The sequence below is a fragment of the Paenibacillus sp. FSL K6-4396 genome (assembly GCF_038002525.1).
GTDB lineage: Bacteria > Bacillota > Bacilli > Paenibacillales > Paenibacillaceae > Paenibacillus > Paenibacillus amylolyticus_B.
This window is the reverse complement of sequence record NZ_JBBOCR010000001.1, coordinates 261,923-278,365: the sequence shown is the minus strand read 5'-3', so window position 1 is coordinate 278,365 and position 16,443 is coordinate 261,923. Positions and strand designations below refer to the sequence as shown.

The window sequence follows — 16,443 nt, the reverse complement described above, 5'->3', positions numbered from 1 at the left end:
CGTTTAATGATCAAAAATTTTCTTTCAAATTTGAAACACTAAGTACGTCTAATCGCGAATTCTCGACCCCTTCGGAGATACGCCCGTCACACGCTTAAACATCTTGGAAAATAATAATGGGTCCGTATAACCAACAGAATGGGCCACTTCACTGACCGACAGCCCTGGATTCTGAAGAAGTTCGGCTGCCCTATTCATACGGTACTCCAGAAAAAAGGACTGTAGCGACATGCCATATCGCTCTTTGAACAATCCTGATAGATACGTGCGATCCAGCCCCACAGCTTGGGCAATATCCAGAATGGAAGTTCGCTGACTGTACCTGTTCTCCATAAACTGCACCGCCTGCCGGATGTACGTTTCTTTGTTCGAAAGGAGCTGCCCTATTTCTTCCTCCACAGGTGAAGAAGAGATTAGTTCTGCCATCAAGCGGTACAAGAGACTCTGATTCATCACATCGCCTCCCGGACGCGTAGAAGCCTGGACCAACTCCGTATACAATTGTCCCATCGTATTTGTATCCTGGGCATCATACACCGGTCGCTCCGGGCTCAATTGGGCACGTTGCATGAATGCTTTGGCTTGTACGCCTTTAAAACCAAACCACGAATACGTCCAGGGCTCCTGCGGATCTGCCTCATAATGAATAAGCGTGTCCGGGAAAATGATAAAACCCTGTCCCTCGCTAAGCTTGTATTCCTGATCCCCCATGTACACAGTGCCCCGTCCTTCATGGATGTAGTGCACAATGTAAGAATCACGTACACCCGGTCCCCAATAATGCGCAGGGTCACATGCCTCCCACCCAAAAAACAACAACATCAGCTCCATCTGTGTCCAGCCTGCGGGAACCACATTCATCTCTATTTTTCTCATTTTATGCCCTCCCTCCTTGTTTCCTTCCGAGGTTCACCATCTGTATGTCTAATTAAATTATAACAGCTAAAGCACAACATTATTAGTTGAAAACGGAAACAAAAATGGGATTATGCCATGTTTGAGAGGGGTTGAGCCATAGTTATATGTGCCGAATCGGCCTATAGTTGGGGTACAACATTTTTCAGGGAGGCTGAACTTAAGATGAACAAAATTACGTTTCTCGGTGCGGGAAGCACCGTCTTTGTCAAAAACGTATTGGGTGATGTCATGATGACCGAAGCACTGCAGGATTTTGAGCTGGCATTGTTTGATATCGATGCTGAACGTTTGAACGATTCCGAGCGTTTGCTGACCAGTCTGGCACGTTCACTCGGAAGTCGTTGCGTCGTGAACGTATATCATGACCGAAAAGAAGCACTGCGCGGGGCCAAATATGTCATTAACGCTATCCAAGTCGGTGGATATGATCCATGTACCATTACAGACTTCGAGATTCCGAAGAAATATGGATTGCGTCAAACCATTGCAGATACACTCGGCATCGGCGGAATTTTCCGTAATCTGCGTACGATTCCTGTTATGCTGGATTTCGCCCGAGATATGCAGGAAGTATGTCCGGATGCGTGGTTCCTGAACTACACCAACCCGATGGCTGTGCTTACCAACGTCATGAACGTACATGGTGGGATCAAAACCGTAGGATTGTGTCATAGTGTACAGGTATGTGTACCACATCTGTTTGATGCACTGGGGATCGATCAGACAGGTGTCGTGGCTAAGATTGCAGGGATCAACCACATGGCGTGGCTGCTCGAAGTTACAAAAGACGGGCAGGATCTGTACCCCGAGATTAAACGTCTGGCGAAGGAAAAACAGAAGGAACAGCATGACGACATGGTTCGTTTTGAGCTGATGCAGCGTTTTGGCTATTATGTAACGGAATCCTCCGAGCACAATGCCGAGTACCATCCTTACTTCATCAAACGGAATTACCCGGAGCTGATTGAACGCTTCAATATTCCACTGGATGAGTATCCACGCCGCTGTGTGAACCAGATTGAAGGCTGGAAAGAAATGCGTACCAAGTTGTTTGCCAGCGAAAATATTGAACATACCCGCAGCCGTGAATACGCATCGCATATTATTGAAGCGATGGAGACGAATACCCCTTACAAGATTGGCGGCAACGTCATGAACAACGGACTGATTACGAACCTGCCGCGTGAGGCATGTGTCGAGGTACCTTGTATGGTCGATGGATCAGGGATCAGCCCTACGTACATTGGGGATCTGCCTCCACAACTCGCGGCATTGAACCGGACAAACATCAACACGCAACTGCTGACAATTGAAGCGGCAATCACGGGCAAAAAAGAACATATCTATCACGCGGCAATGCTTGATCCACACACGGCTGCCGAGCTGTCTATCGATGACATCGTAGCGATGTGTGATGAGTTGATTGAGGCTCACGGCGACTGGTTGCCAAAATACACGTCATAATACAAAAGCACCGTTTCCTTTGCTGTTAAAGGGGACGGTGCTTTGTTCGTTCCATAGTGCTCACCCGCTGAATGGTGAATCACATCATAGTTAAGAAATGTCTTGCTCCCTTAAACCTTATTCGGCAGGGAGCAAAAAGCGATAACCAATGCCAGGCTCCGTCTGAATATATCGCGGATTCGTTGGATCTTCATTTAATTTTTTACGCAGATGTCCCACATATACCCGAAGATAATGGCTATCAGACTCATGATGATGCCCTCCCCATACTTGCTGCAATAGCTGGCGCTGGGTGATGATTTTCCCTGCATTGGAGGCAAGCACCTTCAGCATCTCATATTCCGTCGGGGTTAATTTGACCAAAGTACCCTCCAGTTCGACTTGCCTTTGGGCCAGATCAATCGTGAGTGATCCGAAGCGCAGTATCGGCTCATCCGTCGTTTTGGCTACATGACGTAACGCAACCCGAATACGGGCGACCAACTCACCCATACCGAATGGTTTGGTCACATAATCATCTGCACCACCATCCAACGCGGCAATTTTGTCTCCCTCCTGATCCTTCGCTGTCAGCACAATAATCGGCACTTGTGACCATTCTCGAATCCGGTGAAGTACCTCCATGCCAGACATGCCTGGCAAACCAAGATCAAGGATGATCAGATCCGGATGTACAATACTGGCTTGAATAACACCCTCTTCGCCCTCCCCACACTCGTGGAGTTCGAATTGATGTGCCTGAAGAGTGACCTTGAGCAATTTGCGAATCTGCGGTTCATCATCGATCACCAGTATACGAGCCCCTAGTGGTGCGTTCATGTTATTCTTCAACCTCTCCTTGTTCTGAATAGGGAAACCGCGATTCGTGAGCCTCCATGGGGAGTTCTATGCGCATTCTCGTTCCTCCGCCCAGATTCGGCTCTGCCACAATGGTACCTCCGTGGACTTCCACAATGCCTTTGCAGATCGCCAGACCAAGCCCTGTTCCTGTGACATGCTGAGTAGACTCTGAGCGATAGAACTTATCAAATATACGTATTCTTTCCGCTTCCGGTATACCGACACCTTGATCCGCTACCCAGATCGTTAATTGACTTGGACTCTTATTACTCGTCACAGTGATGACAATCTGGCTCTCATCAGGCGAATATTTGATGGCGTTGCTGACGATATTGACCAGTACCTGCTCCAGCAATACTTCATCTCCGTTAATGAAGGCCGGATCATCAGGCAGTTCAACTTGAATGTTACGATGCGGACTGAATTCCCGAACCTGTGTCAGTACAACGCTGATCATGTCCCCCACGTCACACCATTTCCGATTCAGTTGCAACATGCCGCTCTCCAGCCGAACCATACCCAGCAGATTCGTGACGAGACGATTCATGCGCAAGGCTCCATCCCGAATGTTGACTGTTAATTCTCTCCGATCCTCGGGTGTAAAAAGAATATCATTCTCCAACAATCCCGTAGCCGAGCCGATAATGGCGGTTAGGGGCGTACGCAATTCATGGGAGACAGAGTCCAGCAGCGCTGTGCGTATGCGCTCCGATTCGGCAGTGATCTGCGCCAATCGGGCCTCTTCAGCCAGTTTCACTCGGGCAATGGCACCTGCGGCCAGTCCTCCGCATGCCTCCAACAGACGAAGCTGTTCTTGCTGCTCATGAACCTCATCAGCGTCCATGCTCACAGCGAGCACGCCATGAATCTGCTCCTCTGTGCGTAGCGGCACGTAAAGTCCGGGAGATTCCCGCAGAGTAGATGATCCTTTACCAGCGATCTGTCCGTGATGATATACCCATTTGGCAATGGCAATCTCCGACTCTCCATCTCCCCAGCCACCCTTTTCTGCTTCAGATGCGGGTGAAGATGAGCTAGTAACCAGTAGATCCCCCTGACCATCCGGAAGATACATAGCCGCGGGCTTACCCAGGGTGAGCGAAACCTGGGTTGCAATGTTAACCAGCAACGTATTCAGATCCGTAATGGCTGTCATCTGACGACTCAATGCGTACAGGGAGTTAGTTGTGGCTTCGCGTGCTTTTACCATCTCCAGTTGTTGTCGCAACCGACCTGCAAGACTTGCTGTCAGGATCGCCACAGCAAGATACACGACAAAGGAGATGAGATATCTCAAATCCTCAACCGTAAAGCTCAGATATGGCGGTACAAAAAAGAAGTCAAACATAATAACACTAAAACTCGCGGCATATACAGCCGGCCCCATTCCCCAATACACAGCACTCACCAGAACGGGAAACAGGTATACAAGCGCTACATTAACCAGATCACCACTCATGCCGATAACATGAAGCAGCAAAGTTAGCAGTGTCACCCCGAGGGTCACCCATACATATGCCGGAACCCGTTTTCCATGGGATGCCCGTGTTTCTCTTTTTATTCGTTCAGACAACATCTTATTCACATCCCGCTCCGTTCCTCATCGTAATCTGCAACGATCAATACATCCAGATGCCGCGACAAGCGTACAAGTCGGTTGACCACCGAACCTGAGCCGCGGTAGCCATTCAGCCACCACACCCGCCTTGCCTGCCCGACCACCAATTGGGTTGCTCTCGCCTCCGATGCCTTTCTTGCCAAAATCTCAGGTACATCGCGCAGCCTTGGACTGTGATGAATATGAAATTGACCACCAAGCCGAATCGTCAGCTGTTCCAACGCTTCCAGATGGCACTTCACTTCGTCACTCATGGACTCGCCGATGTGGATATGATGTACATGCCAGATGGCTTTTAGACGAAAAGCCATGCGGAATCCACGCCGGATAAGCCGCTCGGCATGACGATCACTGCTTACACATACAAAGACCGCTTCCTGTCTGCGCCAAGGTCCTCGAAGTGTGATTTTGGCCTGCTGTGCTTCAAGCCGTTCATCCACGTCGTCCGCCAGTTCGCGCAGGGCAAGTTCACGCAAGGCAATCAGATTACCGATTTTGAAGAAATTTGCAAGAGCTTGCTCGACCTTGGCAGTTGCATAGATTTTACCCTCCCTCATGCGCTGCCGCAAGGCCTGGGGCGCCACATCAATCAGCTGCACCTCATCCGCCATCTGAATGATCCGATCGGGTACGGTCTCGCGGACACGAACACCGGTAATATGTTCAACGGCATCATTCAGACTTTCGAGATGCTGTACATTCATTGTGGTAATGACCGAGATGCCTGCATTCAGCAGGATAAGGACATCTTCATAACGCTTTTGCCGGACACTTCCGGGCACATTCGTATGCGCCAGTTCATCCACAAGCACCACTTCCGGGCAAAGACGCAGAATCCCCTCCGTGTCCATCTCTTCCAGTCGAGTCTCCTGATAGAATCGCTGCACGCGGGGGATTACAGATAAATGACCCATCTGCTCCACGGTTTCTGCCCGTCCATGTGTCTCCAGCAAACCGATTTGCACATCGATGCCCTTACGGAGCAAATCATTGCCTTCCCGCAGCATCATGTAGGTTTTGCCTACACCTGGTGCGGCTCCAATATATATTTTGAATGTGCCGCGCTGAATCTGGCCAATCTGTTCCTTCATTTCCTGCTCACTTAGTCTGCGATATGTCAGTGACTCCACTTCGTTTACTTTGGCCGGGACCACACGTTCACCCTCCCGGGCCGCTCGATCAGCAACCAGAAACAGATCCACACCACGTAATCTGCGTAGCAGTGAGTTAACAACGGACCCTTGCCACAGTTCCTGCCAGCGCGTACGCCGGGAGTGTCCCATCACAATCCGGGTAATCTGGTGCTCCATGGCGTAACGCGCCAGCATAGACGGGATGTTACGACGGTGTAATATTGACAGTTCCTCCATATGGCCGCCAAACTTCTCCAACAGTTTGATCATATTGCGCCGAAATACGGTTGCCTCCTTGGTTAATGGCTGCTTCATATTCCGAAAAACCACCGCGGACAGATCACCATTCAGCCGTTTGGCAATCTGTTGTCCGCGCCGGATATAGATCGAGCCGTTCCAATGATATTGCGTGGACACCAGAATCCGTTCCAGGATGCCTGTTGTGACGGTAATTCCCATCTCCTCTCGATGCTCGCGCAGAGATTCATTGACCCCTTCTGCAACCAATCTCAGGGCCAGTTCGCGCAGAATACCCAGATTGCCTTGACGAAATACAGCTACTCCCTCATGCCCCTTCAGATGACCTTCTGCAAGACGGCTCAGTATCGTTTCCGGCGTGACGTCAATCAGCTTGACTTCATCCGCAAGTTCCAGTGTATCCGCGGGTACCGTATGTTCTGCTACGATCCCTGTAAGTTGTCGTGCCAGCTCGGTATAACCTTCCAGCTCATACACATTCACCGTTGTCATGACACTGATGTTGTTTCGGAGCAAGAACTGAATGTCCTCCAGCCTGGTAGCATATCGAGCGCCATCTCTGTTGCGATGTGCCAAACCATCCACCAGCACAACCTCCGGATTACGCTCCAGCAGTGCATCCAAGTTCAGATCCTTCATCTCTACATCATCACTCTGGCGTAACCAGTGAATGCTTGGAATCCGTTCGAGTGCGCCAAGCTGTTCCACCGTTTCCGGTCTGCGCATTGTGGAGACGGCGCAGATGACTACATCAATGCCCTGCTCGCGCAACGTATTCCCTTCTCGTAACATGTGATACGTTTTGCCCGATCCGCTGACGGGGCCGATGTAGATTTTGAGCGTACCCTGCTGTAGCTTCGTAATCATCTTCAGCATCTCTTCTGGAGACTTGCGTTTGAAACTGTCTTCCATCCGTCCCTCTCCCCCCTTTCCTCTAAAAAATAAAAAATATAATGAAAAAATGGAGAAAGCCCCTCGCGATATGTCGTGAGCAGGCTAATATGTTAATTCGTTAATTCAGTTCCGTTGTCAGCGCCACATTCAGAGCCGTTACATTCACACGCGGTTCCCCGAATATACCCATTTGACGACCTTCCGTATGCTCATTTACAAGTTGCACAAGCTGCTGTTCACTAAGTCCCGTAGCTTCGCTGATGCGCGGGATCTGCGCCTCAGCGGCTTCGGGAGAGAGATCCGGGTCAAGTCCAGATCCTGAACCCGTCACGAGATCAGCAGGGATCTGCTGCAATCCCGGGTTTTCCTGCCTAAGCTGAGCAATCTTTTCCTTCATCTCACTGATATACTCATCCGAAGCTACGGCACGATTCGAACCGGCTGAAGCCGTTGGGTCATAACCGGCATTTGATGCCCGGGGCTGGAACAGCCCCGGCGATTGGATTTCCTGCGCCAGCAGTGACGAGCCAATAATTTTCTCATTTTGGTTAATCAGACTGCCATTCGCCTGCGCAGGGAAGAGAAGTTGGGCTACGCCAGTCGTTACAAGCGGGTAGATTAGACCGCAGATCAGCATAAGCACGACGGACAGCCGTACAGCGGGTAAGAACATGTTCATACAGATCACTTCCTGAGTTCATTAGGATAAAAGGACAATTTTGATAAACGTTGCAGTCTATCACGCTTTAGTTCAAGATTTCGAGATCACATCGTTTTCTCATAGAATCCCTGACAGAACCATATCAATGAGCTTAATGCCGATAAAAGGTACAATCACACCACCTACGCCATAGATGAACACATTGCGACCAAGCAGTCGTTCGGCTGACATCGCCCGATACTTGACCCCTTTCATTGCGATAGGAATGAGTAGCGGAATAATAATGGCGTTGAAGATGAGCGCCGACAGGATCGCAGACTGCGGTGAAGCCAGATTCATAATATTTAGCGCCTGAAGCTGCGGCATGGCGAGAATAAACATGGCTGGGATGATGGCAAAATATTTCGCGATATCATTGGATATCGAAAAGGTTGTAAGCGCACCGCGTGTAATCAGCAGCTGCTTGCCAATGGAGACGACCGACAATAGCTTGGTCGGATCGGAATCCAAGTCAATCATATTGGCCGCTTCCTTGGCCGCCATGGTGCCCGAATTCATTGCCAGGCCCACATCAGCCTGGGCCAGAGCAGGAGCATCGTTGGTACCGTCGCCCGTCATGGCGACGAGTTTGCCCTCCTGCTGCTCTTTTTTGATCGCCGCAATCTTATCCTCGGGCTTCGCTTCGGCAATAAAATCATCCACGCCCGCTTCCAGCGCGATAGTCGCTGCGGTTAACGGATTGTCGCCTGTACACATAATGGTCTTGATGCCCATAGCGCGCATCTCAGCAAACTTCTCTTTCAGCCCTGGCTTCACAGTGTCTTTCAGATAGATCACACCGTAAATGCGTTCATCGATGGCTACAGCAAGCGGCGTACCTCCGGCCTTTGCAATTCGATTTGCGATCTCATCCAGATCTTCCGGTATACGGCCTCCTTCGGAAGTGATATATCTTTTGATCGCATCCACCGCACCTTTGCGGATCTTCATTCCGCTACTCAGATTGAGACCGGACATCCGGGTCTCTGCCGTGAATTCCACATTTTCCGCATGTGCATATTCCGTCTCCGGCCAGCTCTGGCCTTGTCTGCCTGCCAGTTCTACAACAGAACGTCCTTCCGGGGTCTCATCTCGCACAGAAGCCTGTAAAGCAGCTTGCGTCATCTCTGACGAAGTAATACCCTGAACGGGAATAAACTCAGATGCCATGCGGTTTCCGTATGTGATCGTTCCTGTTTTGTCCAGAATCAACGTGTCGATATCCCCGGCTGCTTCCACCGCTTTACCTGACATGGCGAGCACATTGAACTGCGTAACACGGTCCATCCCGGCAATACCAATGGCAGACAGTAATCCACCAATGGTGGTTGGGATCAGGCAGACGAGCAGTGCGATCAGGGTCGCTAGATCCAGTCGAATACCCAGGTAATTCGCCATCGGAACCATCGTGAGTATGACGATCAGGAAGATCAGCGTTAATACGGCGAGCAGGGTTGTCAGCGCGATTTCATTGGGTGTTTTCTGGCGCTGTGCGCCCTCAACCAGAGAGATCATCCGATCAAGGAATGACTCGCCCGGATCGGTCTGTACACGCATGACGATGTAATCAGACACGACGCGGGTACCTCCGGTAACCGATGAAAAATCGCCTCCCGCTTCCTTGATAACCGGGGCAGATTCTCCCGTAATGGCCGATTCATCAATGGAGGCCAAGCCTTCTATAATCTCACCGTCCGTCGGGATTAGTTCACCAGATTCCACACGGACCATATCGCCTTTTTTCAATTGGGTCGAAGACACGTGTCGGATGGTTCCATCCTTCTGTACCAGATTGGCCATGGTGTCCGACTTCGTCTTGCGTAACGTATCCGCCTGCGCCTTACCTCTTCCTTCTGCAAGTGCCTCCGCGAAGTTAGCGAACAGCAGCGTGAACAGCAAAATGAAAAATACGGCGATATTGTACCCGCGCCCAGCCTCGGATGCGGTGAACAGATCGGGATTAATGCATAACAAGAGCGTAATGAATGTACCCACCTCGACAATAAACATAACCGGATTTTTGATCATGACCACTGGATTAAGCTTCTTGAACGCATCCAGTGAAGCCTGAAGTATCATATCCTTGCTTAACGACCGTTTCGATCCGGGATCACGTTGAATATGACCGTGATTGTTATCCGGCTCATTGCCCTTCGTTCTAAACATTTCTGTATCCATGTGTTGCATCGTCTGCTCCTTCTTTCGTTCGACTGCATTCATCGTGCACTGCCACCTCCATACGTTACGTCGATACACCAATTTCTCTGTAGAGTCCCTGTCGTATCCCTCATTGAATCATTGCCAAGTGTTCTGCGATCGGTCCAAGGGCAAGTGAAGGGAAAAATGTGAGTGCGCCGACAACAACAATCATCATGACCAGAATGCCAGCAAAGAGAGGCGTGTGTGTCCGCAATGTGCCTGTGGTTACAGGTACAACCCGTTTCGTAGCAAGTGAACCCGCGATAGCCAGCATGGCGATCATGGAAACGTACCTTCCGAGCAGCATAACGATACCAATCGTGATGTTGTAAAAGTCTGTATTGGCATTCAGTCCGGCAAAGGCCGATCCATTATTGGCTGCACCCGAGGCAAAAGCATAGAGAACTTCGGTCAGGCCATGCATGCCCCCGTTCGAGATGGACGCAACAGCTTCAGGCCGCATAAGTGCGAGTGCCGTTGGCGCAAGAATAATCAAAGGATGAATGAGCAAGGCGATGGATGCGAGCTTCACTTCTTTGCCCTCGATTTTTTTGCCCAGGAACTCAGGTGTACGTCCCACCATCAATCCACAGATAAACACAGCCAGAATCACATACAACAGTCCGTTGATCAGCCCTACCCCTTTGCCGCCAAACACGTTGTTGAGCATCATCTGGGCCAGTGATACCATGCCTCCAAGTGGAGTGAGCGACTCGTGCATATTGTTGACTGAACCTGTTGTGGCTGCCGTCGTGACTGCTGTGAATAAAGCAGACTCGGGTATGCCGAACCTGACCTCTTTCCCTTCCATATTGCCTTGAAGACCTGCTGCATCCAGCGCAGGTACACCGCGATATTCGGAGACAAATACCGTGGTCAACATCACAATGAAAAGAAAACTCATCGCCGCGAACAATGCCCAACCCTGCTTCCGGTTATTGACCATCAAGCCGAAGGCGTATACCAGTGCCGTTGGCAGCAGCATCATGCAGACGATATGCACCAGATTGCTCAGGGCCGTCGGATTCTCGAATGGATGTGCAGCATTGGTTCCAAACCAGCCACCACCGTTGGTGCCAATATGTTTGATTGACTCCAGTGAGGCGACCAGTCCACGTGATATGGTCTGCTGCGCACCTTCCAGCGTGGTTGCGTTAACCGCTCCAGCGAGCGTCTGTGGAACCCCCTGGAACACGAGGAACAAGGCCACGATGAAGCTCAGCGGTAAAAAAATACGTGTAATCGACCGTACAAGGTCGACGTAAAAGTTCCCCAGTTCATCCCGGCGTCCTACCAGTCCGCGAATGAACGCAATGGCTACCGCGAATCCCGTTGCTGCCGACGTGAACATCGGGAATGTCACGGCCAGCATCTGTGACAGGTACGACAGGGCGTTCTCGCCCGTATAAGACTGCCAGTTCGTATTGGTCATGAACGAAACGGCCGTATTAAATGCTTGCGCCGCTGGCATATTGTCAATCCCATCCGGATTGAGCGGTAAATATTTTTGCAGTCGCAGCACCAGAAACATTAATACCAACATTACAAAGTTGGAGAGGAGAACGGCCGTGAGGTACTTTTTCCACCCCATGGACTCATTCTCCCGTACCCCCATCACGCGATAGAGCAGTCGCTCCGGCCCGCCAAAAACCCGATCCAGCCCCGTTCGCTGTCCATCGAAGACGTTCACTATATATTTTCCCACCGGTTTCACCAGCAGCAGGATGATCAGCAGCGTCACTGCTACTTGCACTACACCGATACCCATATCCGCATTTCCTCCCTATTCAACGTTCCCTTGTTCCGCTTTACGTACAGTGTCAGCATCAGAATTTCTCTGGCTTCACCAGCACATAACCGAGATAAATCACCAGTGCGAGTACAATCATGCCGATGGCAATCATTCCGCTCCCCCTCTCTACCCTCAAGCCTTTTCGCAGAATTTCACAAATCCCCAAAACACCGCAAACAGCAGCACAACCAATCCAATCATCGTGGCATCATTCACCATGCGCCCTTCCTCCCTCTCTCTACCGTTCTCTGCACCTGCTACATGTAAAATCGTAATATGAAACGCTGTAAAAAAGGGGTAAAGAAATGCCTTCACAGGTGTAAAAAAAGCGTAAAAAAGACCCGCTCTCCTCAGCTATGGGCTGAAAAGGACGGGTCTATGAAGGGTATCTATTTATCCAAACGGATTCTGCGCCCACTGCAATAATCTCTTTTTCGTGATTTTGCCATGAGATGTATGTTTCACAACTTGCCCCTGATCGAGCAGAATTACCTGTGGTGACTCGTGGTGAACCTCTGTCTCTTCCGCAATATGGCGGGACAAAGAGCGATTTTCAATCACTTTGACGATGCGGTAATCCATGGGATGTTTGGGATCTGACGCATTGGTGCCTACAAACGCCATAAACTCTCTGTACGCTCTCGCACTGGTCGGACAAGTTGTGCTGTGTTTCAGGATAAGCACCGGATGATCCTGCGAACGCTGGATTGCCTCTTCCCAGTCACCTGGTTTGTGCAATTCCCGGACATGTTCGCTGAGCATATGTTCCGAGTCTGACCCCGCACGTTTGCTAACCACCGAACCAATCACAATGCCAAGCGCCAAGCCAAAAGCAATCCCGAGTCCAAGCTGCTGTGTAGCCGTACCAATGCTGACTCCCATAGCCGTTCCTATGGCAAGCCATACGGCTTGATGATTCACCTTTTTATCCATACAGATCTTCCCTTCACGAAATATGTATATCAAGGCTATAACTTCTCACCTTACATTCTGATCAAATTATAGCATAGGCCTCTGTGAGCAGGCGTTGATAATCTTCATCTCCGAGTACAGATTTCAGCGTTTCGATTTATGCAAAATGCTCATTTGTGATACACTGGTTGTAATTTGGAAACGATGAACATGAAGAATGGATTGGAAGGGCGGAGATTCCATATGACATACGCATTTATGATTGAACCACAGGATTTTATTGCGCTGGATAACGAAGATGAGCTGATTGAGAAATGTCAGGAGTGGGGCCTGCTTTCCGGTAAAGCGACCAAACTCAAAACGTTCTATTATAAAGGAAACGGATTAAACATGCCGTGTACCATCATTGGATATGTCGATCACATGGCAGCCGTAATTCAACTGGATAATGGACAAAAACATTGCATTCACCCGTCGTATCTGAAGGAAATGCAAGCGTCCAGTTACAGCGCCAGAAGCATAAGTAATGCCGGGTCAGATCGAAGCACAGAATCGACAACTTCGGATACAGTCGCACCAGTCTCTGCTGATGTTACGTCAACTCCAGATGCCCTGGTTAATCCGGATGAAATTCCGGCGGATCTGGATGATTCGGACGACACGGACACAGATGAATTCTCCCCTGGGCTGAAGGGTGATCCGGATGGACTAGTAGAAGCGTATGTTGGACCTCAGTCTGGGGCAGCCAGTGAAGCCAAACCTAAAGCCAAAACAGCGAGCAAAGCCAAGAGCGTTAAGATTGATCTGCCCGAAGGTAAAGTGAAGATGAGTGCCGTTGTCAAAGAATTCACCACCGTACCGAATCACTTCTCTGACAATGACGATGAAGTCATCATCTATGAAGCAGTTACCATCACGGAGCCAGACGTCATTGATGTTGGGGAAGCCTGGTCAAGTCACAGTGCCACCGTTAAAAAACAGGAACTGGAAGTGGGCGACGTTATCACGTTTGAAGCAAAAATTATCAAGAAGAAGCTGACACGTAACCCGGTTCCTTATAAAATCAACAACCCTTCCAAGATTCAGAAGGAAGGGTAATCCCACGCCGTATAGGGAAAAACAAAAAACCTCCAGAACTGCTCAAAGCAGATCGCGGAGGTTTTGCCGTTTGTAGGCTATATTAGCGAAGAGTACGCTCTTAAGCTTGTCCCGGTTTAGCACTGATCTGAAAATGTACGCCGAATTTGTCGACAACCGTGCCGTAGGCTGGACTCCAGAACGTCTCTTGTATCGCCATTTCCACTACGCCGCCATCTTCCAGTTGGCTGAAAATAGCTTTGGCTTCATCCACAGTATCCGTGTTCACAGTAATACTAACATGATTACCTATGGTGTACGGCATGCCTGGAAATGTGTCGGACAACATTAATACCGAGCTGCCAATCTGCAAAGAAGCATGCATAATACGGTCTTTCGCTTCTGGCGGGATGGGATGATTCGGGTCAGATGGACCGTCACCAAATGTTTGAAGCGCAAGCACTTCCGCTCCAAATGCCTTTTGATAAAAATCTACCGCTTCACGTCCATTACCGTCTGTTATCAGATACACATTCAAGCTGATCGACATGCGTTCTTCATCTCCTTGGGCTCATGTAATTATACGATTCACGCCACTTGCGACATGAGTATATATGAACAGGTTGTCCTTTGACAAGCATATATTTCTGCACTCATCTCTGCGGACTTTTACACGATTAGGGTTACCAATATATTTTTAATCCATCCGTCTCTCCATTACTTCTTGCGCCTGCGTATATAGCAGAGAACCGTGATCAGAACACCCGGAACCAGTGCTGCAAAACTGGCATAGATCAGACACCATTTCAACAAGGTAAATACCGGAGTGAGTTCAGCAAGCACAGGCGTACGTTCGGGATAACGATACATGATCAGAGACGCACCTATATTTTCAAGCATATCCATAGCCCAACCTAAGACTGGAATCAGATTCACCCAGCGCCAGCGACTCTTCACCGGAAGCACGCGATAGAGTACTGATAACAGAACGACCAATAACAACAGATAGGCCAACGGCCATATGAGGTCAAATGTGAACCGTGCATGGATATAGGCGCTCCGCCCTGCTTCTCCATACTGCTCAGCCATCTGATAAAGTTTATCCGCGGTGTACAAAAAAGAGCTGTCCGGGGACTGCCCGCCACCTGTCGCTTTCTCCGACTTTGCCGCCTGCCAGGGCAGAATAAATACAATAAAACAGGCAAATACAACAACTGCAGCTGCAACCCATTTCCAATTCACCCGCTGATAGAACCAATTTGACACTTTATTCAGCACGTTCCGTCCCCTTTCCGATAAAAAAAAGACCACTCTCCCGAATCCTATCGGTAAAATGGTTGTGTTCAATCCTATGAAGTTATCGAGCTTGAACGATGTTATCTATTTCACTTTTCAATAAGAGGTATCGGTGAACACTTCTCATGATCGGGACCTTCGTTAGTTTGTTCTTGTCCACGTACAGTTTCATCTGGTCTTTGGTCAAACCAAGCAAACTTCCAGCTTCCGATACCGTCAACACTACCTCGGGGTTCGTAGCATTAAACGTCCTCTTTACTTTCTGATTCCAGTCCTCGAATACCTGCATAGATCAGTGACATCTCCTATCCATAGCCAGTTATTATCAGGCTGAATATATCCAGTATACCACACTTGTGCTGCTCGTAACTTAATCCTTGTGCAGAACCATATTCTGATAGGCATATTTCCTGCTTGACCCTGACGCTAACTCGAGGGTTCATACTGGCTTCAGGAGGGGATTAGCATGAGTATGTCACCTGAACATGTAACCAAGAAACGACGCAGCAGTGGAATATCCATTATTGGAATGAGTTGGTTAACGATGACATTGGGTCTGTTTTTTGCTACACTCGCAGGGGAGTTTGTCAGCACTATTGGTGCTACTGAATGGATGGTTCATCTCACTCAAGCTGTTGTCATGATTAGTATCGTCTTGCCCGTACTATTCGTCATTCGAAGACACTTCCATATGAAGTCCGTTCTTCTTCCTCTGACAGGAAAAAGCATAATTCACTTGCTCTCTGGCGCATTATTTGCCACTTCTCTGGCCTTCATTGGGTTAGCGATAGCTAGTATGAACAACTGGATTACGATTACGGAGTGGCACTTTTCAGCCGAGTTCTTGCTTGCTGTCTTACTTAATAGTTGTATTGCTTTCTTGTATGAAGCTTTGCCAGAGGAACTATCCATGCGAGGCATGGTCTATGATGGATTACGCTTCAGACTCCGACTTCCTGTGTTTTTCGCTTATGTAACTCAAATCATACTCTTTCTGCTGGTTCCGATGAGTGTCAGCCTATTGCAAGAGATCGTCGGTATGGATGCAGGAAACCGGATAACCTTGGATTATATGATCCTGCTCTTGACCTATGGTGTTACGTTACAGCTTCTGCGCAGTTTGACCGGATCTTTATGGGCATCCATCGGATTTCATATCGCTTACCTGGAAGTAGCCCGATTCGTTGTTGTGCCAGGTGATAGACCGGCATTGTTAAGTTATACTGCGCAAGATAATGGGTTGGCCGAAATATTTATTTTGTATATGATGATAATCTTCGTCGGTGGAATCATTCTGGCGGTGCTCAATGCATGGCGCTGGTGGAGAATACATAAATCATGA

General features: G+C 49.2%; 16 protein-coding genes. 3 read left to right on the top strand and 13 right to left on the bottom strand.

Annotated elements, in window-relative coordinates; translation table 11 throughout:
• Nucleotides 1-48 precede the first annotated feature (48 nt).
• The gene (locus MHB85_RS01280; RefSeq protein ID WP_192136158.1) at nucleotides 49-876 is read right to left on the bottom strand and encodes an AraC family transcriptional regulator; all 828 of its coding nucleotides are present in this window, start codon (nucleotides 874-876) and stop codon (nucleotides 49-51) included.
• A 204-nt stretch (nucleotides 877-1,080) separates the two neighbouring features.
• Between MHB85_RS01280 and MHB85_RS01275 the strand changes: the two genes are divergently transcribed.
• Nucleotides 1,081-2,382 carry an alpha-glucosidase/alpha-galactosidase gene (locus MHB85_RS01275; RefSeq protein WP_192136160.1) on the top strand — a complete coding sequence of 434 codons (1,302 nt, stop codon included), beginning with the start codon at nucleotides 1,081-1,083 and terminating at the stop codon, nucleotides 2,380-2,382.
• 117 nt (nucleotides 2,383-2,499) lie between these two features.
• Here MHB85_RS01275 and MHB85_RS01270 read toward each other — a convergent pair whose 3' ends face one another.
• The 9 genes from MHB85_RS01270 to ytxJ all read right to left on the bottom strand — a co-directional run bounded on the left by MHB85_RS01270 (nucleotide 2,500) and on the right by ytxJ (nucleotide 12,749).
• Nucleotides 2,500-3,201, bottom strand: coding sequence for a response regulator (locus MHB85_RS01270; RefSeq protein ID WP_192136162.1), 702 nt, complete (start codon nucleotides 3,199-3,201; stop codon nucleotides 2,500-2,502).
• 1 nt (nucleotide 3,202) lies between these two features.
• Nucleotides 3,203-4,798, bottom strand: coding sequence for an ATP-binding protein (locus tag MHB85_RS01265; RefSeq protein WP_192136164.1), 1,596 nt, complete (start codon nucleotides 4,796-4,798; stop codon nucleotides 3,203-3,205).
• A 5-nt stretch (nucleotides 4,799-4,803) separates the two neighbouring features.
• Complete coding sequence (locus MHB85_RS01260) at nucleotides 4,804-7,143, bottom strand: histidine kinase (protein ID WP_091012126.1); 2,340 nt, start codon at nucleotides 7,141-7,143, stop codon at nucleotides 4,804-4,806.
• 100 nt (nucleotides 7,144-7,243) lie between these two features.
• Nucleotides 7,244-7,804, bottom strand: a complete 561-nt coding sequence (gene kdpC / locus MHB85_RS01255; protein WP_192136166.1) for a potassium-transporting ATPase subunit KdpC — start codon at nucleotides 7,802-7,804, stop codon at nucleotides 7,244-7,246.
• 99 nt (nucleotides 7,805-7,903) lie between these two features.
• Nucleotides 7,904-9,904 (bottom strand): potassium-transporting ATPase subunit KdpB, encoded by a 2,001-nt coding sequence (gene kdpB / locus MHB85_RS01250; RefSeq protein WP_213016944.1) that lies wholly within the window; start codon nucleotides 9,902-9,904, stop codon nucleotides 7,904-7,906.
• A gap of 208 nt (nucleotides 9,905-10,112) precedes the next feature.
• Entirely contained in the window at nucleotides 10,113-11,792 is a 1,680-nt protein-coding gene (gene kdpA / locus MHB85_RS01245; protein WP_197997952.1) for a potassium-transporting ATPase subunit KdpA, read from the bottom strand.
• Between the two features lie 58 nt (nucleotides 11,793-11,850).
• On the bottom strand, nucleotides 11,851-11,913 hold the full coding sequence (locus tag MHB85_RS31175; protein WP_353884092.1) for a potassium-transporting ATPase subunit F: 63 nt from the start codon (nucleotides 11,911-11,913) through the stop codon (nucleotides 11,851-11,853).
• Nucleotides 11,914-11,948: 35 nt separating this feature from the next.
• A complete protein-coding gene (locus tag MHB85_RS01240) occupies nucleotides 11,949-12,131 on the bottom strand; it encodes a hypothetical protein (RefSeq protein WP_192136172.1) in 183 nt (60 codons plus the stop codon).
• 78 nt (nucleotides 12,132-12,209) lie between these two features.
• Nucleotides 12,210-12,749, bottom strand: a complete 540-nt coding sequence (gene ytxJ, locus MHB85_RS01235; RefSeq protein ID WP_341072254.1) for a bacillithiol system redox-active protein YtxJ — start codon at nucleotides 12,747-12,749, stop codon at nucleotides 12,210-12,212.
• A gap of 222 nt (nucleotides 12,750-12,971) precedes the next feature.
• On the opposite strand from ytxJ, the gene MHB85_RS01230 reads away from it, so the two are divergent.
• Entirely contained in the window at nucleotides 12,972-13,826 is an 855-nt protein-coding gene (locus MHB85_RS01230) for a hypothetical protein (RefSeq protein WP_341072253.1), read from the top strand.
• Between the two features lie 100 nt (nucleotides 13,827-13,926).
• On the opposite strand, the gene MHB85_RS01225 is transcribed toward MHB85_RS01230, so the two are convergent.
• The 3 genes from MHB85_RS01225 to MHB85_RS01215 all read right to left on the bottom strand — a co-directional run bounded on the left by MHB85_RS01225 (nucleotide 13,927) and on the right by MHB85_RS01215 (nucleotide 15,390).
• Nucleotides 13,927-14,355 carry a VOC family protein gene (locus tag MHB85_RS01225; protein ID WP_124118268.1) on the bottom strand — a complete coding sequence of 143 codons (429 nt, stop codon included), beginning with the start codon at nucleotides 14,353-14,355 and terminating at the stop codon, nucleotides 13,927-13,929.
• A gap of 167 nt (nucleotides 14,356-14,522) precedes the next feature.
• Nucleotides 14,523-15,047: a hypothetical protein gene (locus MHB85_RS01220; RefSeq protein ID WP_341072251.1), complete on the bottom strand. Its 525-nt coding sequence runs from the start codon at nucleotides 15,045-15,047 to the stop codon at nucleotides 14,523-14,525.
• A 115-nt stretch (nucleotides 15,048-15,162) separates the two neighbouring features.
• On the bottom strand, nucleotides 15,163-15,390 hold the full coding sequence (locus tag MHB85_RS01215) for a hypothetical protein (protein ID WP_017691180.1): 228 nt from the start codon (nucleotides 15,388-15,390) through the stop codon (nucleotides 15,163-15,165).
• A 177-nt stretch (nucleotides 15,391-15,567) separates the two neighbouring features.
• On the opposite strand from MHB85_RS01215, the gene MHB85_RS01210 reads away from it, so the two are divergent.
• Nucleotides 15,568-16,443 (top strand): CPBP family glutamic-type intramembrane protease, encoded by an 876-nt coding sequence (locus MHB85_RS01210; protein ID WP_341072250.1) that lies wholly within the window; start codon nucleotides 15,568-15,570, stop codon nucleotides 16,441-16,443.